This window comes from Salinibacillus aidingensis (assembly GCF_055393355.1).
The window spans coordinates 1,279,054-1,300,604 of record NZ_AP043759.1 but is presented as its reverse complement, the minus strand read 5'-3'; the positions used below and the strand labels follow the sequence as shown (position 1 = coordinate 1,300,604).

The following is a 21,551-nucleotide window of genomic DNA, read 5'->3' as shown; positions in this document are numbered from 1 at the left end:
CGTGAGTCAGATTTGTACAATATTTGTTCCTCCATTCTGTTTGAATTATTGTAGCTCTTACTGGCTGTTCCGTCTGTGAGACTTTTATTTGGTATCTGGTCCGGTTATGAGTGAAGATATCAGTCAAGAAGATGAACTTCATCACCGGCGTAAATGTCACCTGTTCTTTTGACAGAAGCATATACGCCAAAATTATTGTTCCTTTCTTTTATAAGTGTTTTATGCAGACTTGCATCCCGCCCAGCATGATCAGGATCAACTGTAATAATCATACACCTTTTACAATGTCCGACGAATTCAATTTCCGTTTCATTTCCAATTTTCATCCGACGTCCAATCCAATCATCTTCCACAAAAGGAATCTTTTCATTTAACGAAAGTATTAAATTGGGACGAAATCGCCTTGAATCCACCTGATCCTTGCCCCACAAATCCTCCAGTTTCTCTAAAGAAGCATCTGTCGCAAGCAAAATATTTTCCACAGCAATAGGTCCAATTGGCACATGTGTCGGGCGATATTCTCTGGTCGTAATGGTTCGGTTTGATAGGTGCTCCAATTCTTTTATGAGATCCTCATCATCCCAATGATAAACCTTCCCTTCAGGTGTGATGACCTCTACATCAGGATATTGTTCCATGGAGGGTTCTCCCGCAAATCGGGCCTGATATTGTACCATTTCCTGTAGCTGGGTTATGGTCAGAAATTTTCCTGTATCTGCGTCTGCATAAGCATGACTGCGGTCTCCGTATAACCCATAATCCATGATTTTTGTTTTCTGTACACGCTCCCCGCGAAACGATTTTACCGGATGTCGAACGATTTCTTTTATATGACCGATGAACAATTCATTCACTCCCCTACCCCTTTTGTCATACCCTTCCAAATCATATAAAAACACAATTTTCTTTACCCTTATCTTTTACTTTAACACAAAATGCAAAGGGTTCTGTAGTTATTATGAATGGATCTGTTCATTATACCCAATTCTGTCCTTCAGCTGTATTCTGCATGTATCTATTCTTCAGGTAACGTCTCAAATAATTGCTCGGCTTCATGAACGCTATCGGCGGGAAACGCAAATCTGACTCGTTCTTCTGAATCTTGGAAGGATCCTGCAAAGGTTTGTAAATCCCTCGATATCCATAGCTCGCCTTTTCGAATACCATTAAATTCATGCAGTCTGTAATGTCGATTGGATCCATTGAATCGGTCCACAAAAGGGGTTTCTCTAAACTCATCTCGACCTGAATAAAGGAAAAATTCATGATCATTAATGTTCCATTGACCTTCTAAAGTATATCCGAACAGTAGATTCCTTTGCTTTTCTCCCCTAAAGTCAATTTCAATGACTTCAGGATCTCTCCCCTGCTCTGTAAAATATATAGCCTCATAGGTGTACTCAATATCTCTCGCATAGGAAATGAAGATAAAGCCAAAAAAGATCAAAAGGGCCATTCCGCTATTTAAAAAGTTAAGGATGTGAAATTTTTGTGCCCTATTATGTTTCCATTGCGAGAATGCCCGAAATCCAAATAATCCGCTTAATAACAGCAGGCCATAGGTCCCTTCCAGCCCGTCATCCCATTCCCAGACAAAACCTGACAGAATGAACATCAGCACTGCCACAAAAATAATGAAAAAGGCTTCGGGAAATTCCGGCCAGGGTGGTTCCTCCTTGTACGGCTTTTTAGGTAAGTCGAATTTTTTCCGTAAAAACAGGTAAGCCAAAGTATAGGCTATAGCGACCCCCATCAAAAAAGTCATATACATACAAACGCTCCTTATTAAAAAAATGAACTACAATGAAGATGGGGTTTCGTCCATGAGGTTGGCCAGAATGATGTAAATAAGCAGATTAACAGGAATAAAAATAAACAGTACCCGAACAAGCAGAGAAGATATACCGAAAAACGATGCGATTCCTCCGCAGACTCCGGCTATGGATTTATCTGTTGCCGACTTTTTAAGGTTGAATGTCACGTTCTTCTCCCTCCTTGCGCTTCTTGTATTGGTGTCATTTTACTTTTCAGTTTCTAATCTCATTACGTCTTATCTGTTCACTAAGTTTCAAGATGAATCATCTTTTATAATATTCCGTAAACTTTACTTGTATAATTTTACCATAATCGAACTTAAGATTGCAGTAAAAAATGACGCGGAGATTCGCGTCATCTTCATTAAATTTATCCCTGCTCCTGTTTACAGTACCGATAAAACCAAGGAAATAATCAATCCCACAGATGTAATCATCCCGACTATGGCTCCACCATCCTCATAGGCTTCAGGCATCATTGTAGAGCTGACCATGGCTACAATTCCACCTGCTGCAAACGTATTAATGATGGCGATCACATGGCCGGAAACATCATCTAAGAGTACATATCCCCCTAAAGAACACAGGCCTGTTATGATAAAAACGGTCGTCCAGAGAATCAAAATTTTAGCTTTGGAATACTGGCTTTCCTTCAACCCAATCGTACTGGACAATCCTTCTGGTAAATTACTGATGAAAATGGCAGACACAAGAACCATACTCACTTTTGTATCAATCATGCTGATCCCGATGACCACAGCTTCAGGCAGGGAATCAATTAAGGTTCCAATAAAAATCGCCAGACCGGAATGCCCCTCAGGATTTTGCCGTGATCGTTTTCGTTCATTCGCTCCTTTTTTATCGAGAAAAAGATTAATAATGGTGAAAAATAACGCACCGGAAATAAACCCGATCGTTGTTGGTACCAGCCCTTCGTCTTCTGCTGATGGATAGAGCATTTCAAACGAAGAAGCTCCGATTAAAACCCCCGATCCAAAGGCCATAACATAAGCAATCATGGTCTTTTTTATGTTAAAGTAGAGACCGATGATTCCCCCAATAAAAAGGGCTGAACCAGCTAGTCCACCCCATAACAATGCCTGTAGCATTTACTTATCTCCTTTTAATAATATTGGTACTTCTTAGGATTCCATGCACTTGAAGGGAACATACATCCATTCCCTTTTTTCGAATGATGAAAATTCGTTGAAGATTTTTGCAGGATAGTGATATAATTTTTACACCTTAAAAAGAAAGTATGATGACTATGAGTGAATTACAAAAAGCGACATTTGCCGGCGGTTGTTTCTGGTGTATGGTTAAGCCGTTTGATCAATGGGAGGGGATTCACGGCATTGTTTCCGGGTATACCGGCGGACATGTGGAGAATCCTTCTTATGAACAGGTGAAAACAGGTGAAACCGGTCACTATGAATCCGTGCAAATCACCTATGATCCTAAGCTTTTTCCTTATGAAAAATTATTGGAACTGTACTGGCAGCAAATTGATCCTACAGATCCTGACGGCCAGTTTCATGACCGGGGGAGCCAGTATCGTACCGCTATTTTTTATCATAATGAAATCCAAAAAGAATTGGCCGAACGTACAAAAGCGGAGTTAGCAGCCAGCGGAAAATTTAAGGATCCGATCGTTACGGAGATTTTACCCGCACAGGCTTTTTATGAAGCGGAAGAGGAGCATCAGGATTTTTACAAGAAAAACCCTGACTATTACACGGAAGACCGGGCAAAGTCAGGTCGGGATGAGTTTATAGCTGAACATTGGAAAGAATAACGAATCACATTTGAATTCTACGGAAAAGTAAGCAGTCTGATATCTAGCCGAATCAGACTGCTTTTTATCTAGGATCACCTGGCCTGAAGGATGTTCTGATCCTCCATTCGATGGATCACTCGAAGGGCTTTTCCCTTATTCTCATTGTTTACGTAGATTCTATAATCATTACCCAGGTTAACATAGGAACCTCCCGGGACCGATGAAACCATGCCAGTCACTTCCTGCTTATAGCTGACATCTGCTGTATTTAATTGATCGATTACTTTTACATAGTCCTGATGATTTGTTGTGCGATAAACCAGACTCTTTCTCTTTGAGACACAGTAACCGACAAAGTTGACTATAAATTGCACTCAAATTCCCCCCCTAAAAAAACTTTTGCGAAATTATCTTATGCACCATTTCCTGTTTTAGAAGATATTTCGATTGAATTTTTCTTAAAATCCATATCTTAACTAGTGTACGAACGTCGCCTTTACACGTCTGGTTCTGAAAAAATAGGCAATCCAGACGGCGCTGATTAGAATATAACCCCAATTCACTACTACCTCCCCTTCATCCATTTAAAGATCGTCCTTCTTAAAGACATAGCTTGCTTTATGATAGTCCATTTTCTCCTCATAAAATCGATGGGCGTCTTTTCGTTGTAGTCCGGAAGAAAGAGCGATTCTCTCATAATCATGCTTTTTCGCCCAGTACTCCACATAGCTTAATAGTTTTTCTCCGTAGCCCTTTGAACGTACCGCTTCGTCTGTAACGAGATCACACACCCATACGAATCTGCCGTAATAGAGAGTAATCATCGGCTTAAAACCGGTCACAGCAACGATTTTATCACCATCTAATAATACCGCCAGTTTATACTGATCCTTTTCCTGCGCTTCCATCACGAGATCAAGATACGCTTCTTCAGTCAGGTGTGTTCGTAGTTGCTGCATAACCGGATAGGCTTCCAAAATTTCCTCCCGGGATGTGAGTTCTTTTATTGAGATTGAGTTCATCTATTCATCCTCCAGTTTTATTTATTGGCTCGTTTTGTAGCGATTTGTTGCTTTTTAAAGGACAATATCGTTTAAATAACACTTATTTGTTCTGATTCATGATGAGTGTATGCATACGTTCCGGCAGAACACTTCGCTTTCCATGGGCCCGGCCTCAGTCTCCTCGGAAGCAAAAAACGCTTCCTGCGGGGCCTTCACCACGGGCTGTTCCCATAGGAGTCTACGTGTTCTGCCTCCACTAAATGGGATTTTCTTATGTAAGTATATTGAAATCTGGTCATAACTCAATAGTATCCAATGTTAGAACGGAGTGAATCGCTGTTTTAGCGGAGACTCCTGGTCGGTTAAAAGCGGAACGTCCTGTGCTCACACCGACACTATAACGTCCTATTCGTCGTGGGAGGAAGGCCTCGGAACAGCTGAACCAAAATACAGAATAAGGTGAAACTTCCATCAGTGGAGGTTTTCCATCCCCCACTGATGGTTAGTTGAACTTATCAGAAATTTACTGGTCGTATATCCCCCACTTATTCTTGTTGAGTTACTTTCAAGACTTGAAGTGGGGGGTAATACGGACAGTAATGCGTGATAAAAATTAATTCAAATTTTTCCGATACAATGGTAAGATAGTATTTGAATGAATCAAGGGAGGATAAACATGGGCATTTTACTCTACATTACCATGACCATTGTGTTTTTAAGCATTTTATATTTAATCATTGAAACGGCTGTCAAAAATGGCATAGAGCGTTCAGCCCTGGGACAGTATTTGCAGGAGAAAACAAAAGAAGAAAAGGCTGAAAACGCGGATCATCATTCATAACACCAAATTCACGGGAATAGTCATGTAGTCCTTGATTATTCCTTATTCCTCATTTATCTTCACACACCATCAACATATTTCCATCCGGATCTTTAAATACAAAAAAATGATCATGCTGAATATCAGTCACGAGCTCAACACCATTCTCTTTCATAAATTGAAAGGACGCCTTTATATCATTCGTGCCAAACTGAACAGCTGGTACATTGTAGGTTGGAAGGTCTTCATTTTCCTTACGCCACATCGGCATCGTATCCAATATCATTCCTGCCCCATCCATCTCAGCTGCGAATATATGATCAAAATAAACCTCTCCATTTTCAATCCCCAGCATTTTCGAGTACCATTCCTTTGCTTTTTTTACATTACTTACCGGAATAAACACTGCGCGCACTTTGTTTTTGATTGGGCTTGCCAAATATAAGATCCCCTTTCTACTTTTAAGGTAAAGTTTCACTCTATATAAGTTCTATCTATCCCAAAAATTCCCTGCGATATTAAATGAAATTAGTAATATCAAACCATTTTTTGTCTTTCTCTATATAGAAAAACACATAATCGTATCAAAATAACAAACACTATGTATCGAAATGATTCAATAATGGAGGATAAAAGTATGTCACAGGAACATTTACATCAAAAATTGCAACAGGCCAGTCAGCAAATTGATAAAGCACAGGAGGCTGTGCGCCTGTCTCAGGGAACGGACCCCCAGCTTGTCGAACAGGCAAAACAGGTGCTCAGACAAGCGGAACAGGAGCTGCAAAATGCTCAGGATCAATCAGGCACGGAAGCAACCGAAAATCCCCAATTCCAGCAGGCATTTGAGCAGCTCCATGATACACGTCAGCACATTCAGGAAGTCGAACAGCATAGTGACGACGTATAAAGTGAAACTTCCATACTACCTAAGCGCTTGGATTAACCAATCCAAGCGTTATTATTCCTCTTTTTAAACCTTTCGCCTGCCTAATACAGTTTGAATCCTATCCTTCTCTTCAAGTTTATTTTTATATTCAAATAACCCTAACCGATTCCCCCAAGGGTCCAAAAATGTAGCCCAGTGAACGGGAACCTCATCCCTCGTATATATGGAAAACTCATCCACATCGAGCTCGCTTACCAGTCTATGTCGTTCTGTTTCGATGTCCTCGACTCCTAATCGTAAAGGACCACTGTCTTTACCAGGTGTTCCTTCTGCCAGTTGTAACCAGCTTCCAGGTACGATCTCCCACTCAGCAATCCCCTCATGAGGCTCAAAATCTGGTTGCCGTTGAAGCAGCTTTATATACCATAACCGGCCCTTGAGGAAATCATCCACCCTCATTTGAATCGTCATCTCAAAAAACATACGAACGCCCCTTTCATCACGATTAACAATAAAGTGAAACTTCCATCAGTGGGGGTTTTCTCCATCCACCACTGATTTGTCCAGCTGCGGCTCCCAGGCCCAAGCGGTCATAAGCAGAATACCCTCCATGGCCAAAGTTCGGCCACTCCGGATATTCTGCTTATGCCGTCGGGCCTAAACGGTCGCCTCCGCTTTTCTTGTTAGTTGAACTTATCAGGTTTTTACTGGCCGTTTATCCCCCACTTAGTCTTGTTAGGTTAGCCTCAAAACTTGAAGTGGGGGTATTACAGCCAGTTAATACGTGATAAAGATTCGCTAAAACTTCATGATTTCCTTTCAATTTTCAAATTATTAAAATATTTTCTTTACTTATCCGTTTATTTATGATACTTTTTAATCACATAATATATATGTTACGAATCGGTAACATATTAGGAGGAATTGTATGGAAAACGATAACCTTAATGATGTATTTCAGGCCCTTGCCCATCCCATCAGAAGAACCATTATTGATGTATTATCCCATCATCCTTTAACAACAGGTGAAATTTGTGACCATTTTGACGTATCCAGATATGCCGTAATGAAACATTTGAATATACTGGAAGCCTCCCAGCTTGTCCTCACAAGAAAAAAAGGGCGGGAAAAAATCAATTATTTTCATGCTGTTCCTCTGCAGGAAGTTTACAGGAGGTGGATGAACCGATTTCAGGCTGAAGATGCCGATTCATTGATGAATGTAAAAAACTTTTTTGAGGAAAAGGAGCGTGTTTCCAGTATGCCAAATCTGAGGGAGAAAGATTCCTTTCAAATTTCACAGGAGATAAGCATTCAGGGCAGTAAAACAAACCTATTTAAAGCATTGACGGAGGATATTGATCAATGGTGGTCCATTCGTTTATTTGATGATTCGGAGCTTTTTGTGGAGAACGAAATTGGAGGGAGGTTTATGGAAAAATCCGCGGATGGAAAGCAGGCGCTATGGGCAACGATCATGATCATCAAACCGAATGAAGAACTGCATTTTCAAGGACCATTAGGAATAACAGGAGCAGTAAACAGCTATTATAAGTTTAAATTAAGAGAAACGGCTGCAAATGAGACAATTTTACAGCTGGACCACACTGTTTACGGAATGATAGACCCTGCATGGGAAAAGGATTACCGAGAAGGATGGAACGGGCTACTTCATAATTTTAAACAGTTTTTCACACATTAACTGGCCGTAATACCCCCACTTCAAGTCTTGAAGGTACCCCAACAAGACGAAGTCGGGGATAAACGGCCAGTAAATTCATGATCAGTTCAACTAACCATCAGTGGGGGATGGAGAAAACCCCCACTGATGGAAGTTTCACTTTATGGAAGACTAAAGAAGCACGATTCATAATGAAGGCAAGCCTATGTAACGGGACAGTTCACACGTAGGCTGTCCCGTTGCTATCACACTTGATCATCCTTTGTACTCCATGTCTTCCCGTCTGTGTTATTTTGGACAATTTCCTGATAAGGTGTAAGGGAATCGTCTTCGGTTAATTTTTCATGGTGGCCGGGATACTGTTCAAATTCTGAATCCACAACATCGTTTAATACAGCTGAACTGTCTGTTTCTGCTTTTACATTTTCCATATCCTTTTCAAAACGGTTTTTCCTGCCCATGATTGACCCTCCTTGTCCTCTGCTTAAACGTTAGTATTTCCCTGTCAGCAGCAGAGTATGAAAGACTGAATGAGGAGAGCATCCGCATTAGTTCTGCACCTGGATCCTGATTGACCACTCTCCATATTTTTGATGACCCTGGCAGGATTCCCACCCACCACAGCATTCCGCGGGGCATCAATCGTTCTTTTATTAATTCCGGATCATCTGCATAATAATCGTTTCCGTTTAGCATTTTTTCTTTTTCTGTAGTTATGGTTTTATCTCCTTATCTAACTTTATTGTATACCCCGATGCAGACGACTCACAAGTTGATTTGCATAACGTTCAGCCACAAACGGATAGGAAACATCCATCGAAGCACAAACCTCCCTGGCAATTTCACCGAACACCATCATCGTCTTCTTAAGCGCTATCCATATTTCCTGCTGATCATATCTGGCATACAAGTCCTGAAATCGTTGAAGTACCGATGAATCCGCCCATTCTTCAAAAAATCGATAGCCATGCCAGGTTTCAGCATCCCCCCCTCTTTTGATTTGGGTTTGAACCCGAATGAGCTGAACCAATTGATGCTTCATATAAGAGTCACTGATTGATTTCCCTTCCAGCAGTTCCCCTCGCCGGAGTTTCTTTGCAGCTAAAACCGCATGATACAAGAAGTCATGGATCAGCTGGCGTAAATCCTTTTCTTGGAGCGGAACCATTGATTTTTGGACGGCTTTAGTGTTTTCCTCTAAGAACGATGTCAACTGATCCTTATCCAGCAGGACTTTATAACCTTTTCTAAACACAGCCTTCACTTCATCACTATGGATTAAGTTTTGAAGGACCGATAAAGGAATAATAGAAAAATCAACATCCACTCCGTCTTCAAATAATACTCTCCGCTCTGTTCCATCCCCGACAGCTGTCTGTTCCAAAAAAGTAATATACGACTTTCCGACTTTTCCAAGCCATGATTCTTGATAGAGCAGCAGGTCAGGATTCTGCGCTACTATCACCAGATCCATGTCAGACCATTGATCAGCGGTCTTATGGCTTCTGGCCCTTGATCCAACCATCACAACAGCTCGAATATTTTCATTTTCCTCTGCAAAGTTTAAAAAGTTTCTGAGGATCCTTTCATAAGATTGCTCATTCACTAGATTCCCCTCCCTGAATTTTTTCACTCTACCAGCCATAAGCCACTTCTATAAGTCTTTTACCCCCGATTTCGATTTCTTTTTGGTCGATCTCTTCAGCCCCTAGGCTTTCGTAAAAGAAGCGGGAGGGATTATCCTTTAACACCCATACAAGCAACGCATCCATTCCATTTTGACGGAGAACATCAACAACGTTCTTCCATAATTCCTGTCCTACTCCCATCCGTTGATATTCCTGTAACAAATAAATGGCATACAGCTCTCCTGGATAGCCGGGATACGTGCCTGTTCGCTCATTTCCGCCATTAGCAAAGCCTACAATCTCACCACTTTTATTTTCAGCCACAAATACAGGAGTTTTACGGATCAGTTCCTCCCATTTAGGCTGGCGACGTTCAAAGGTCATTTGATTTAAGTACGAAGAAGGTACAATCCCCTTATAAGTTGTCTTCCAGCTGTTCACCTGTACTTTTGCAATATCCAGCGCATCACTCACCAATGCTTGACGAATCCGCACTTCCCCACCTCCCTTAAACGGGGATTATTTTAATTTAAGGATAACCTTAATATCTATCTGCCTTTAACTGATCAATATACCTCTTCCCTTCAATTAAGGAAAATCCAAATGCTTCTCTCGCCTTCTTCACCGCTTTCACATCTTTTCCTTCTCGAATGAGGCGATACAATTCCTCCTCAACCGGATTTTCGTCAAATTTTCCCTGGTGGGTTTGTTGGCGCAATGTATCCTGCAGACCTTTTAAACGACGTTCCAGCCGACTGACTTTTATAAGTAAAAATAAAATGATTAGAGTAAGCAGAGTGATAATGGCATACTCCATGATTTCCTATTCCTCCTTCTCATTGATAAATACAATTCCATTACAGTTTCAGTATCGTTAAAAATATAAGATGATCGTCGCTATGAAGCTGATAAGCGTATACAATACAGAGCCAAAGAATAAAGGACCAACGTTCGCTTTCAGTTCGTTGCTGTCTTTCTGAATTTTCCAGCCTGTTTCACTTGCCTCGTAAGCAGCCATTTTTGATAATACGCCACCACTACTATTAAAAAAGTAAAGGACAACCGATAACCCCAGTCCAATAAGAAAGCTCCACTCACCATATGAAAAAGCAAAGATCAAACTTGCTCCCCACACAATAGCGGCGATCATGACCGCCCATATAAAAGAATGAATCGCAACTTTTTTCATGTTTTGCCCCCTCCCTCTTTATTTTAGATGTCTTTAAAATGGTTCTACGTTTTAAAACATCCAAAAGTTTCTTAGTTATCTAAAGGATTTTGTGAATGATAGTCACCACGTTTTATTACATGTAAATAATTATTAAATATCTGTGTCATATTAAAATGATTACAAATGTTACGAGAACAGCAAATCTTTAATGTGCAGGATGTTGAAATGGCCATCATTGAAGCAAATGGGTATTTATCTGTTAAACAGTATCCTGAAAAGGAAGCGGCACGAGCGGAACATATTCTGCCACAGCCGAATGCTTACAGTAAGGGAATGGATGTACCCATCGTGATTGATGGTGAGATTTATGAAAAGGTCCTGTATTCCAGGAATTTAAATGAATCATGGCTTTATGAGGAGTAAAAAAGGAAAAATATTGGTGATATAAACGAGGTCTTTTATGCGGCTATTAACGATTTGAATGAACTGCATGTAAGTATAAAAAACAAAGAAAATCTTCAAAACCTGCCACCTATTCTGCACTAGTCGTGGAAGGTTTTGAAGCTTATCCCGTCCTGTCAATTTCCCACAATCTGAATTCCTTTATTATAGGGCTTCATAAATTCCATACTTTCTATATAAAGATAATCCGCGGAGGCTGGGGAATCGAATATAAGGGTACGTTCTACGGATAGATGATCCTTCTCCTTGTTCAGCTTCTGGTTCACCGTTTCTGTAAGGGGCGTCTGATGTGACTGATCCCCAATGGAAACATTCTTAAGCTTGACAGATTCGTCTGTAACAACCGTGAGTTTGGTTTGTTTATTGGTCACTGATACATCTTTAATCACGATGTCATAACCTGAAACATTCAGCGTTTCTCCCCTTTTTAGCGGGAATTTCTCATTGACCATTTCAGAACCTGGGAACTTCTCCACTTTAAGCTCGAGATTATCCAGGTTCTTTGGCAGTGCATCATACTCTAATTCAAAATTTGTCCTGCCAAAGGAATGACTGTATCCTCCGCCTTTTGGCTGAACAGGTTCACCATTGGCCATTAACCTGATGTTTTCAAATGGCTGGATCATTTGGTTGATATTCACATCGGTTGTACCTTTAATGGTTGTTAATGTCGGAGTTGCTGTTATGGTATCGAAGCGGATTTTCCCTGCGTCTACAGTTACCTCTTCATTGATGTTCTGTTTAATGCTTGCTTCCATCGCTTTTGATGGATCATAATCAAAGGTCACCTGCTTATTCAGCTGATTAAAGTGAAGGGTAAGCTCCTTCGCGAATGGACATGGCGGTTCAAAGGTATAAGTTCCCTTCAGTTCAGTGTTTGCCTGGTTCATTTGCCCTCCGCCACTTTCAAACTTAGCGTCCGTAAACAACCCGGTTATTTTTGACGGATGAAAGGTGTAGGCAGGCTCATCCAAGTTTCCTTTTTCGGAAGTCATAGTATAGTAGAGAATCAGCCTGTTTTCATCAGACATTAATCCATCGATTTTCATCGTGACTCCTTCCTTTAAAGGAACCTCTTTATCGATTACTTGTCCCAAACCAGCCTCATTTAAGTCCTGCAAAGTATCGGACACGACTCCATCAAAACCTGTAATTCGTTTCCCGTAATAAGCTAATGCCTGATAGTTATACCCGGCCAGGATCACAACAAGCATGATGGCAGCAACAGTCTTCCAAATAAATGGAATTCGGAAGCTTCTATGTTTTTCTTCATTGGATAAAGCCGTTCTCAATCGTTCCTCGAGTTCAGGTGGTGCTTGTTTATGGTCAATTCTTTGTTTTTCCTCATTTAACATGCGTTCAATTTTCTTCATTCAAGGCACCTCCAGATAATTTATGTAATTTTTTCAAACCATTAAATATACGGGATTTTACTGTGCCAAGGGATGTATTTGTCATGTTCGCAATCGATTGGTAATCCAAATCCTGAAAATAGCGAAGTTTAATCGCCTCTGCCTGCCTGGGATTAATCATCGATAACCATTGATGAATATCCATATTTTTATCGACCTGGTTGTGTTCACGGCTATGACCTGAAGTGCTCATTTGGTCCTGCCATTCATCAACCAAAACCACTTTGCTTCTGCTTCTGTAAATGGAATAACAGCAATGAACCAATATTTTTTTGCTCCAGCTATAGAAGGAGTCATGTTTCTTTAGTTGATCAATTTTTTCATAAAGTTTTACAATCATATCTTCCATTGCATCAAGTGCGTCATGCTGATTTCCCATATATGAATAGGCGATTTTATAGTAATCCTCCTTTTGATCCATGATGAGTTTTAAGAGTGACTCTTTGTCCCCCTTCTTTGCCTTCTTGACCATCTGCCTTACCTTCAAGTTATCACCTCTCTCGTATATATGAGCATGGAAAGCCTCAAAAAGTTCATTTTTATAGAGAATTTACCACGAAAAAAGCAGAAACCCCTGAAGAGTTTCTGCTTCCTTATCATCAATGACTGGAATGACAGGGAAGAACAATCCCCCGGTTACCGCCGTACTTTATTCGTCCGCTTCATGAGCCATAAAAAGTACGGTGCACCAATTAGAGCCACGAGCACTCCGGATGGGATTTCCTTTGGCACGAGCAAGGTGCGGCTTAATATATCAGCAATCGTCAGGAAAATCGCCCCTGTCATCGCCGTTAAAGGCAACAACTGCTTATTCTTGGGTCCAATTAAAATGCGGGACAGATGGGGTGCAATCAACCCGACAAATCCAATGGTTCCGACCGTTGCTACACTGCCCGCTGCTAAAATCGTTGCCAGCATCGCCATGAAAAAGCGTGTGGATTTGACTTTTAAGCCCAGGCCTGAAGCAGCCTCATCCCCTAAAGACAGGACATCCAGCTTTTTCATGTGTAAGAATAACAGCGGAAGAGTGATGAGAACAGGAATGATCAAATATTGAACAAGCTCTGTCCACCCCTTAGCATACGTACTTCCTGACAGCCAGGTTAAAGCAGCCGCAACCCCCATATCTGCTTCCACAACTAAAATCTGAATAATCGAGGAACCAAATGCCGATACCCCAATTCCAAGTAAGGCCACAACGGATGGCTGAAAATTGGATTTCAGTGAAAAGAACATAATCAGCAGGAAGGCAAGAATCGCACCGATAAATGCTCCGATTGGAATAAAGAACGCCGGTAAACTTAAGACATAGAGAACGATCAGGGCACCAACCCCTGCCCCTGACGTAATCCCGATGACGGATGGATCAGCCAGCGGATTTCTCAGAATGCCCTGCAAAACCAGACCTGCAATGGCAAGGCCGGCGCCACTGACCGCGGCAACGAGTATTCTTGGCAGACGCAAGTCAAAAATTAAATTACGCATAAATTCATTGCTGTTTCCGGTAATCGCATCTATGGTAACCCCTATCTCCACTCCGTAATTCCCGGTCGAAATGCCGATAAAAATCGCCAGCATGAGAACCAGTATTAACGATGGAAACAACCACTTAGGAGAAAAGGGCAGCTGTACACGACCGGCTGAAATGGCCCCTTTTTCACCTGAGCCTGTCCGGAAATTCCGGACAACAAGAATGATTAACCACGGCGCCCCAATTAATGCGGTCACCGCACCAACCGGAAGCTCAGAGAAGGAATCATCCATAATACGGGCCAGCACGTCTGCACCGATTAATACGTTGGCTCCCCACAAAAAAGCAGCCGGAAGCAGTAGCCCGTGATGACGATATCCGATTAACTTGACTAGATGAGGGGCGATAAGACCGACAAAACCAATCGGACCTACAACACTGACCGTTACAGCCGTTAAAAAGACCGCATTCAGTAAAGCAAATAATTTCACCTGATTCACATTTTGGCCAAGAGAAGTGGACACTTCCTCACCAAGTCTCAAAATATCAAGCTTTTGGGACATAAATAACAGGATAATAAAACTGATGATGACCAATGGCAGGGCAAACTGAACCCCGGACCAGTTATTTTGCACAAGCGAGCCCGATCCCCATAAAAACAGTCCACTGGTTTCATATTCATAAAAGATTTGAATCACGGACGTAAAGGAGGAGAACATGATACTGACGACCATGCCCGCTAACACCATTTTTACAGGCGTTGCGGTTGAACCGGCACCTGACAGAGCATAGACTAAAAAGGCGGTAATCAGACCACCGAGCATCGCCACAAACAGGCCGTTTGCCCCTAAAGCTGACGGGAAAAAGACCGTGGCAAACACAACAGCGAAGTACGTTCCGGAATGAATCCCCAACGTACTGGCTGAAGCGAGCGGGTTCTTTGTAACCGTCTGCAGAATGACACCTGAGACAGCCAGTGCTCCCCCGGCTAAAATGCCGATCACAACACGAGGCATACGTAAATAGCGGACCGTATGGTGTTCGATCAGATCCTTTGGGGCAAAAATCGATTCAAGCACGGTTGAAACGGGAATATGTACATTCCCCTGGTTTATATGTATAAAAATCAATAAAAACAAAAGGGCGGCTCCCCCTCCAAAGGTGAGAACCGCTTTTATCCACTTATTTGTACCCTTCATCTACATCACTTCTTTTCCAGCATCACATTCGTAATCTGCTTAGCAAAGGTTTCAGCTGATAAAGGACCTCCAAATGTCCACGTATCCCCTGGCAGCTGATAGAGGCGGTCATTTTTCACAAAGTCAAGATTTTCCCAAGCGGGATTTCCGCTTAATTGATTTTCAAATACATTATCATCTTCCTGAACAATGTAGAAGAAATGAGCATTCTGGAAGTTTTGGAGCGCCTCTACGTCTGTCTGTTTATACCCGTACAGCTCCCAGTCGCTTCCGTCATAAGCATTTTGCAGCCCCATTTTTCCCATAATTTGTGTCGCCATTCCATTTTCGGTAAAGAGACGAATGGTTGGAGTGTTTTGACCGCTATAGGCTTGTGTTAAAACAAATGGTGTATCCTCGTACCCATTTTCAGCGAGCTTCTGTTCGGATTCTTTAAAGGTATCCTCCATGCTGGTCAGCACCTCTTCGGCCTTATCCTCTTTGCCCATCACCTTAGCAATCTTATTGAACGTATCCTGCATTTCCTGATATTGATCCCCTTGCCCCTCTTCAGGGTAAGGGTTGAATGCAAGTGTTGTTGCAATCGATTCCAAGTCCTCCATAATCGCGTCATGACGATAGCTGGCGGTAATGATCAAGTCCGGATTCAAACGCGAAATCGCTTCAAGATTCGGCTCCTGGCGTGTTCCAACATCCTTAACCTCATCTGACAATTCAGGTTCAATGTTTACCCAGTCATGGTAGCCTTCAATATCAGCCATTCCCACAGGCTGCTTACCTAAGGCCAGTAAATCCTCTGCATAAACCCATTCAAGCACAACCACTCGCTCAGGATTTTTCTCAACGGTTTTCTCACCGTAAACATCTTTAATCTTAACCGTTGCCTCTTCCTTTGCTGATTCAGACTCTTCTTTATTCTGATCGGAATTTGCATGATCCTCTGTATCTTCCGTATTTCCGCATGCCGCCAAGAGTACAAGCAGACCTGTCAGCAGTAATATAACGAGCTTTTTCATCTCATTCTCCTCCTCAGTTATGTATTTTCCGTCTGTATTTCCGTTCTCTTCAAATACGAATGAATAAATTCGATGGCATTCATGTATGAATATTCAAACTAATTGAAAAAGATTATCAATTAGCCTTTCAATGACAATGATAATTTTATTCCAAATGAAAGTCAACCTGACATCCCGGATTTTTTGTCAATTTTGAAACATTTTCACGATATTCATCATGAAAACCATCAGATCCCTGCTTGCGAAATACCTACTGCAGGGCCCTGAGGAAGAGCTAAAACTTATCAGAAAAAATTCTATCATCGTGGCCAAAAAGGATGATTCATGACAATACAGCCATAATATCGTTCTTCCGTTCTTTGGTATAAGCGTACCCTTTTTCAACGCACTCCGCGATTCGCTTAAAGTCAAACAGACCTGTATCCCCCAGATCAGGTTTTAAACACAGCTCTGCCTTTTTATGATCCTCCTTCATCTGTGCCTCTAACAGAATATTCATCGACTGACTTAAGATCGTTGACAGATCATCAAACGTTTCCTTCTGTGAATAAGACGAGACAGGATCAACCGCCAGCACCTTCTCTGCGCCTAACCCTTGAACGATATCCACCGGACAGTTTTTCAGCATACCCCCATCGATGAAAATATAGTCTTTCCATCGGACCGGCTGATACATCACGGGAATGGAAGCGCTCGCCCGTACAGCTTCGTCTATCGGCATGTCCAGAATGGTTTCATAGTCCCTTACCTTCTGTGAGCTTATGGCCATCGTTTTCTGGGTTCTGAGATCCGTCACTGATACGGCACAGGGAATCTGACAGGCAGAAAAATCATCGTTTCCAGTCATTTGGTGAACCAGCCTTTGCAATTTCTCCCCCTTCACCCCTCCATCCAGATTTCGGCGGAAGAAAAGAAAACGTCGGCCAATCCCTTTCCAGTCCACATCAATATGGGACTTACTCAGCTTTTGGAGCTGATCAGCAATTTGATCCGGTGTATATCCATAGGCATACAGAGCAGCTACAATCCCGCCTGCACTTGTTCCGGCAATATGACTGATCTCGATATCCATTTCCTCCAGTGCTTTGATAACGCCGACGCAGGCAAATTTCGGGACAGCCCCGCCGGACAAAGCAACGCCAATTTGCATGACTCTCCCTCTCTTTCAGCCAGTAGCATGAACGTATTCATGAGCTATTTTCCGTACCTATCGGTCATCTGATACGCTTTGTCACCCAACTCCCCGTCAAACGTACTACGGAGAATTTTACACCCTATCTACAATATAACCATAATCATCATTGAATGAAATAGGAAGCAATGCAAAATTATAAAAATGAAACACATCCTAACACTGCATGTTCCATAAAGGGAAACTTCCATCAGTGGGGGTTTTCTCCATTCCATCCCCCTTAGTCTTGTTGAGGTACCCTCAGAACTTGAAGTAGGGGTATTATCGCCAGTTAATACGTGATAAAAAGTGAGAAAGCTAAGCTAAAAAGGGAGGCATGTTTATGAATGAAATGCTGAATCGTTTGTGGAAACAGGTCAGACAGAAAACAGGTAAATGGGCGGAAACGATAAAGGTGACGCTGCAAAAGGTCGAGGGAACCGAGCACATTACCATTCGGGATTTAGCAGTCATGATTCTCCATCATCCTGAAACAGTCAGGAAGCCGAACGAATATTTAAACCTGACCTTCAATGATTGCTATTTAAAGCTGAATGATTTCGATATTTATTTAGAGACGAAAGGAAAAAAGCACGAGCAAATCCTTACGTGCCGCATCAGCCAGAGAGGTGAGACGCTTACCCACTATCAGTCCTTTCGTGCTAAAGATGACATAATAGCTCTGCCATCTGAGATGAGCTTTTCCCTGCCTCCTCATTCCTGACATTCCATTTCAGTGCATACAAAACCCGGCTTTTTTTAAGTCGGGGTTCTCTTATTTTTACCTTCTTCCCTCCCTTTGATTGGCACTGGAGATAAATTCCTTTGCATAATTAAAAACATATATGCTAAAATTTAACCTTCTGCATTATAAAAGTGATTTATTTCACAATTCAAAAAAACAATATTTTTCATCTAGAGGAGTGAACATCATGAATAACGGAGAACCATTGATACAGGAACCCATGGCGGTTTTTGCTTATCTCATTGCCATTGTGGGTTTGATGTTTATGCTATCAACGGTAAAGAAAAAGAGCGTCCAAAAGTTTTTTAAATATGCACCACCCGTCATTTGGATGTATTTTTTACCGATGCTTTCCACAACATTCGGAATCATCCCGCAAAGCTCAGGTCTTTATGACTTCTTAGGCACTTATATTCTTCCTGCAGGTTTATTGCTGCTGATGATTAGTACGAATGTTCCTGCTACTTTTAAACTCGGCGGAAAAGCCGTCCTGGTCTTCTTAGCCGGAACCTTGGGGGTTGTCATCGGCGGACCGATCGCGATTGGCTTGTTCCAGGGAATTTTACCAGAGGATGCCTGGAGAGGTGTTGGTGCACTAGCGGGAAGCTGGATTGGCGGATCAGCCAACATGGGAGCCATGCTTGAAGCCTTCAGTACGCCAGACGATATTTTAAGCCCGATTATTTTAACCGATACACTGGTTGGAATCAGCTGGATGGGGGTTATGATTGCTCTTGCCAACTTCCAGGATCGGTTTAATAAATGGAATAAAGCGGATAACTCCACCATTAAGCAGGTGAACGAAGAGATTGCAACGGATGTTGAAAAGAATGCAAAGCCCCTTCAGCTCCCGCAATTGTTTGGAATTATGGCAGTTGGTTTTGCCGGATCATACCTGATTCGCGTACTGGCTAAGTGGGACTTTATTCCAAAAAGCGATATTATGAATGTTTCCACCTGGACCTTTATCATTATTACAGCTGTTGGTATCGCCCTATCCTTTACAAAGGTTCGTCGTCTTGAATACTACGGAGCAAGTAAAGTGGGGTATCTCGGAATCTTTCTTTTCCTAACAAGTATGGGAGCCCAGGCCAATTTGGCTGATATTAAAGAGTCTCCCGAATTTATTCTAATGGGAATTGTGTGGCTGTCTATTCACATCATTACCATTTTCACAGCTGCACGACTGTTAAAAGCACCTTTATTCTTCGTAGCTGTCGGATCACAGGGAAATATCGGCGGAACAAGCTCCGCGCCCATTGTAGCGTCTGTATTCCAGCCTGCACTTGCCCCTGTCGGACTGTTAATGGGAATCCTCGGTAATGTGGTCGGAACCTACGCGGCACTGTTAACCGGTAAACTGGCGCAAATGGTCATTGGTGGATAAATCCCAGATACTTCAGGAGTAAAACTATATAAAATGTATGGAAAATGAGCATTGAGTTGCATAGCAATTTGATGCTCATTTTTCTTTAACTAAAGCTGCCTTTCTATTGCGAAGTGATCACCTTACAAACGATTAAAACTTTATTTACAGATTAACGGGTTCAGTTTTGGGAGAGAAAAATGCTAATAACAATAGAAACAGCATATAAATTAGCATACAATCCAAACCATATTTAACAGTTTAATAACAAACTAAAACGTGATATTTGATTTTCTTCTTCAATTAAAGCACCCGATAGTTGAAGAATAAAATCCTAAGTCTCCTTTTGTTGTCTCCACATTAACAATTCTTTAGCAACTACGTTAGGGTTGTCCCAGTGAATGTTGTGCTTCGTATTTTTTATACCTACAATCTTTACATCCTTAATACTTTTTTGTATTTTTTGTATTCCCTTATTTCTGGAGGAGTCTGTCTCCGGAATCGTTGCATAAAACAATAATACAGGACACTCAATGCTCCCAAATGTAGTTGAACAAGGCTCCTTAAAAAAAGCTTTTATTGATGCTAAAATGCTAAAACTATCAGCCTTTAACACGTATTTCCCGCTGACCTGTTTAAAGTTGGAGTGTATGATGGAATCCAGACTTTTGCCCCATTCCTTTGTCGTGTAATCCTGATAAGTTTTTACTACTTCATTCCAAGAGTTATACCTACTTGATTTTATATACTCCTCCCATCCCAAAAGAGCCTTTTCTTCTGTCATTCCATCCACATGCTCAGGAAATACATATCCTCCATCAATTAGAACAACTCCTTTTACCTTATCTGGAAACTTCTTTGCATAGCTTAGTGCAAGGTCTGCTCCCCAAGAATGTCCCATTATATAAAAAGGTTTATTAACAATGCGGTTTAATACTTTATCAATCCTCTTTACGACCGAAGAAAACCTATAATCTTCCTCCTTTTTGAATGGTTCTGTTTTCCCATGACCGGGACTATCTAAAAGAATGAGATGAAAGTCTTTAGAAAGAAAATTAATAAGACCCAAAAAGCTATTTAAGTCACCTGTCATCCCATGAAGACAAACAAGAATTGGGAGGTTTCGGTTACCCAAATGATACCCATTAAAAGTATGATTATTTTCTGTTATTTTAAATTCAACCAAGTTAATTCCCCGCCTTTTCTAATAATCTCTGTTTTCTCAAATATCATTGACAATAACCCTTCTTCAACATAACTGCCCTTTAACACAATAGGAGCTGCCACCGACAACTTCTTATTCAATATTTGCACCCGTTTGTTTAAGTACAATAATTCACAAAACTATATTTTCCGACGTATCAATCTTCAACAGATTTGTTAAGTTTGTATTCCTCAACATATTCCTCAAATTCCAATACTTCTATAACATTGGACACATACAAAACGGAACCTACAAAGTCTCTAATATCTAATCCTTTCATTTCATATGTCTCAGCAGTATTAACCGTTGCAGTTGCGTCTTCTAAAAAGGTCACTTTGTAACCTCTATCAAAAGCAGTAATTGCTGTAAACAAACAACAATACTCTGTGTTAAAACCTGTGATAAATAGATGTGTAACCCCAAGGTCTTTTAATATATCTTCTAAATCGGTGTTATGAAATGAATTTGGTGTCTGTTTCTCAATAATATGGTCAGCATATTTTTTAATTGAATTATGTAGTTCAGACCCAGCAGAGCCTTTATAAAGTGGGCTGTTTTCTGTATCATCTAGATGTCTCATAAAAAGTACAGGTTCTTTATTTTCTCTAAAATCCTCAATTACTTTTTCTATCCTTGATATTTCTTCTTGAAAGTTCCCCTTATTAACTAATCCATTTTGAACATCGATAACGAGTAATGCCTTCATAAATTCACCGCCTAT

General features: G+C 41.3%; 28 protein-coding genes. 7 read left to right on the top strand and 21 right to left on the bottom strand.

Translation table 11 applies throughout. From position 1 onward, the window contains the following. Positions 1-119: 119 nt before the first annotated feature. The 4 genes from ACZ5OK_RS07060 to ACZ5OK_RS07045 all read right to left on the bottom strand — a co-directional run bounded on the left by ACZ5OK_RS07060 (position 120) and on the right by ACZ5OK_RS07045 (position 2,923). Positions 120-845, bottom strand: coding sequence for an MOSC domain-containing protein (locus tag ACZ5OK_RS07060; RefSeq protein WP_343841492.1), 726 nt, complete (start codon positions 843-845; stop codon positions 120-122). Between the two features lie 170 nt (positions 846-1,015). Beyond that, the gene (locus ACZ5OK_RS07055; protein WP_343840497.1) at positions 1,016-1,771 is read right to left on the bottom strand and encodes a DUF4181 domain-containing protein; all 756 of its coding nucleotides are present in this window, start codon (positions 1,769-1,771) and stop codon (positions 1,016-1,018) included. Positions 1,772-1,798: 27 nt separating this feature from the next. After that, positions 1,799-1,981: a PspC domain-containing protein gene (locus tag ACZ5OK_RS07050; protein ID WP_343840495.1), complete on the bottom strand. Its 183-nt coding sequence runs from the start codon at positions 1,979-1,981 to the stop codon at positions 1,799-1,801. A gap of 219 nt (positions 1,982-2,200) precedes the next feature. Beyond that, complete coding sequence (locus ACZ5OK_RS07045) at positions 2,201-2,923, bottom strand: ZIP family metal transporter (RefSeq protein WP_343840493.1); 723 nt, start codon at positions 2,921-2,923, stop codon at positions 2,201-2,203. Positions 2,924-3,081: 158 nt separating this feature from the next. On the opposite strand from ACZ5OK_RS07045, the gene msrA reads away from it, so the two are divergent. Further along, complete coding sequence (msrA, locus tag ACZ5OK_RS07040) at positions 3,082-3,609, top strand: peptide-methionine (S)-S-oxide reductase MsrA (protein ID WP_343840490.1); 528 nt, start codon at positions 3,082-3,084, stop codon at positions 3,607-3,609. A gap of 74 nt (positions 3,610-3,683) precedes the next feature. Here msrA and ACZ5OK_RS07035 read toward each other — a convergent pair whose 3' ends face one another. Further along, complete coding sequence (locus ACZ5OK_RS07035; RefSeq protein ID WP_343840488.1) at positions 3,684-3,965, bottom strand: hypothetical protein; 282 nt, start codon at positions 3,963-3,965, stop codon at positions 3,684-3,686. Between the two features lie 210 nt (positions 3,966-4,175). Next, positions 4,176-4,613 (bottom strand): GNAT family N-acetyltransferase, encoded by a 438-nt coding sequence (locus ACZ5OK_RS07030; RefSeq protein WP_343840486.1) that lies wholly within the window; start codon positions 4,611-4,613, stop codon positions 4,176-4,178. A 658-nt stretch (positions 4,614-5,271) separates the two neighbouring features. Between ACZ5OK_RS07030 and ACZ5OK_RS07025 the strand changes: the two genes are divergently transcribed. Then, positions 5,272-5,436, top strand: a complete 165-nt coding sequence (locus ACZ5OK_RS07025; RefSeq protein WP_343840483.1) for a hypothetical protein — start codon at positions 5,272-5,274, stop codon at positions 5,434-5,436. A gap of 49 nt (positions 5,437-5,485) precedes the next feature. Here ACZ5OK_RS07025 and ACZ5OK_RS07020 read toward each other — a convergent pair whose 3' ends face one another. After that, positions 5,486-5,854, bottom strand: a complete 369-nt coding sequence (locus ACZ5OK_RS07020; protein WP_464758625.1) for a VOC family protein — start codon at positions 5,852-5,854, stop codon at positions 5,486-5,488. Between the two features lie 198 nt (positions 5,855-6,052). Here ACZ5OK_RS07020 and ACZ5OK_RS07015 point away from each other — a divergent pair, with 198 nt between their 5' ends. Next, positions 6,053-6,325: a hypothetical protein gene (locus ACZ5OK_RS07015; RefSeq protein ID WP_343840477.1), complete on the top strand. Its 273-nt coding sequence runs from the start codon at positions 6,053-6,055 to the stop codon at positions 6,323-6,325. A gap of 63 nt (positions 6,326-6,388) precedes the next feature. Here ACZ5OK_RS07015 and ACZ5OK_RS07010 read toward each other — a convergent pair whose 3' ends face one another. Further along, positions 6,389-6,787, bottom strand: a complete 399-nt coding sequence (locus ACZ5OK_RS07010; protein WP_343840474.1) for a VOC family protein — start codon at positions 6,785-6,787, stop codon at positions 6,389-6,391. A gap of 445 nt (positions 6,788-7,232) precedes the next feature. On the opposite strand from ACZ5OK_RS07010, the gene ACZ5OK_RS07005 reads away from it, so the two are divergent. Then, positions 7,233-8,006 (top strand): ArsR/SmtB family transcription factor, encoded by a 774-nt coding sequence (locus tag ACZ5OK_RS07005; RefSeq protein WP_343840471.1) that lies wholly within the window; start codon positions 7,233-7,235, stop codon positions 8,004-8,006. Positions 8,007-8,230: 224 nt separating this feature from the next. Here ACZ5OK_RS07005 and ACZ5OK_RS07000 read toward each other — a convergent pair whose 3' ends face one another. The 6 genes from ACZ5OK_RS07000 to ACZ5OK_RS06975 are packed head-to-tail and all read right to left on the bottom strand — an operon-like array spanning position 8,231 to position 10,802. Next, positions 8,231-8,446, bottom strand: a complete 216-nt coding sequence (locus ACZ5OK_RS07000; protein ID WP_343840468.1) for a hypothetical protein — start codon at positions 8,444-8,446, stop codon at positions 8,231-8,233. After that, a complete protein-coding gene (locus ACZ5OK_RS06995; protein ID WP_343840465.1) occupies positions 8,424-8,681 on the bottom strand; it encodes a hypothetical protein in 258 nt (85 codons plus the stop codon). The genes ACZ5OK_RS07000 and ACZ5OK_RS06995 overlap by 23 nt, the downstream gene beginning before the upstream one ends. A gap of 43 nt (positions 8,682-8,724) precedes the next feature. Next, entirely contained in the window at positions 8,725-9,591 is an 867-nt protein-coding gene (locus tag ACZ5OK_RS06990; protein WP_343840462.1) for an aminoglycoside 6-adenylyltransferase, read from the bottom strand. A 28-nt stretch (positions 9,592-9,619) separates the two neighbouring features. Then, positions 9,620-10,108, bottom strand: a complete 489-nt coding sequence (locus tag ACZ5OK_RS06985) for a GNAT family N-acetyltransferase (RefSeq protein ID WP_343840459.1) — start codon at positions 10,106-10,108, stop codon at positions 9,620-9,622. A gap of 46 nt (positions 10,109-10,154) precedes the next feature. After that, entirely contained in the window at positions 10,155-10,430 is a 276-nt protein-coding gene (locus tag ACZ5OK_RS06980) for a hypothetical protein (RefSeq protein WP_343840456.1), read from the bottom strand. Between the two features lie 57 nt (positions 10,431-10,487). Further along, positions 10,488-10,802 (bottom strand): hypothetical protein, encoded by a 315-nt coding sequence (locus ACZ5OK_RS06975; RefSeq protein ID WP_343840453.1) that lies wholly within the window; start codon positions 10,800-10,802, stop codon positions 10,488-10,490. A 165-nt stretch (positions 10,803-10,967) separates the two neighbouring features. On the opposite strand from ACZ5OK_RS06975, the gene ACZ5OK_RS06970 reads away from it, so the two are divergent. Beyond that, entirely contained in the window at positions 10,968-11,207 is a 240-nt protein-coding gene (locus tag ACZ5OK_RS06970; protein WP_343840449.1) for a YetF domain-containing protein, read from the top strand. Positions 11,208-11,362: 155 nt separating this feature from the next. On the opposite strand, the gene ACZ5OK_RS06965 is transcribed toward ACZ5OK_RS06970, so the two are convergent. The 5 genes from ACZ5OK_RS06965 to ACZ5OK_RS06945 all read right to left on the bottom strand — a co-directional run bounded on the left by ACZ5OK_RS06965 (position 11,363) and on the right by ACZ5OK_RS06945 (position 17,494). Then, complete coding sequence (locus ACZ5OK_RS06965) at positions 11,363-12,619, bottom strand: DUF4179 domain-containing protein (protein ID WP_343840446.1); 1,257 nt, start codon at positions 12,617-12,619, stop codon at positions 11,363-11,365. Continuing rightward, a complete protein-coding gene (locus tag ACZ5OK_RS06960; RefSeq protein ID WP_464758619.1) occupies positions 12,606-13,145 on the bottom strand; it encodes a sigma-70 family RNA polymerase sigma factor in 540 nt (179 codons plus the stop codon). Before ACZ5OK_RS06960 ends, ACZ5OK_RS06965 begins: the two co-directional genes overlap by 14 nt. A gap of 149 nt (positions 13,146-13,294) precedes the next feature. After that, positions 13,295-15,328 (bottom strand): iron ABC transporter permease, encoded by a 2,034-nt coding sequence (locus ACZ5OK_RS06955; RefSeq protein WP_343840440.1) that lies wholly within the window; start codon positions 15,326-15,328, stop codon positions 13,295-13,297. A 5-nt stretch (positions 15,329-15,333) separates the two neighbouring features. Further along, positions 15,334-16,344 carry an ABC transporter substrate-binding protein gene (locus ACZ5OK_RS06950; protein ID WP_343840437.1) on the bottom strand — a complete coding sequence of 337 codons (1,011 nt, stop codon included), beginning with the start codon at positions 16,342-16,344 and terminating at the stop codon, positions 15,334-15,336. 322 nt (positions 16,345-16,666) lie between these two features. After that, positions 16,667-17,494, bottom strand: a complete 828-nt coding sequence (locus tag ACZ5OK_RS06945; RefSeq protein ID WP_343840434.1) for a patatin-like phospholipase family protein — start codon at positions 17,492-17,494, stop codon at positions 16,667-16,669. A gap of 364 nt (positions 17,495-17,858) precedes the next feature. Here ACZ5OK_RS06945 and ACZ5OK_RS06940 point away from each other — a divergent pair, with 364 nt between their 5' ends. Together ACZ5OK_RS06940 and ACZ5OK_RS06935 are read left to right on the top strand one after the other, a co-directional pair. Next, positions 17,859-18,239 (top strand): hypothetical protein, encoded by a 381-nt coding sequence (locus tag ACZ5OK_RS06940; RefSeq protein WP_343840431.1) that lies wholly within the window; start codon positions 17,859-17,861, stop codon positions 18,237-18,239. Positions 18,240-18,447: 208 nt separating this feature from the next. Continuing rightward, positions 18,448-19,647, top strand: coding sequence for a DUF819 family protein (locus ACZ5OK_RS06935; protein WP_343840428.1), 1,200 nt, complete (start codon positions 18,448-18,450; stop codon positions 19,645-19,647). A 313-nt stretch (positions 19,648-19,960) separates the two neighbouring features. On the opposite strand, the gene ACZ5OK_RS06930 is transcribed toward ACZ5OK_RS06935, so the two are convergent. Together ACZ5OK_RS06930 and ACZ5OK_RS06925 are read right to left on the bottom strand one after the other, a co-directional pair. Beyond that, positions 19,961-20,812 carry an alpha/beta hydrolase gene (locus ACZ5OK_RS06930; RefSeq protein ID WP_343840426.1) on the bottom strand — a complete coding sequence of 284 codons (852 nt, stop codon included), beginning with the start codon at positions 20,810-20,812 and terminating at the stop codon, positions 19,961-19,963. Positions 20,813-20,987: 175 nt separating this feature from the next. Beyond that, entirely contained in the window at positions 20,988-21,536 is a 549-nt protein-coding gene (locus tag ACZ5OK_RS06925) for a cysteine hydrolase family protein (RefSeq protein ID WP_343840424.1), read from the bottom strand. Positions 21,537-21,551: the final 15 nt, after the last annotated feature.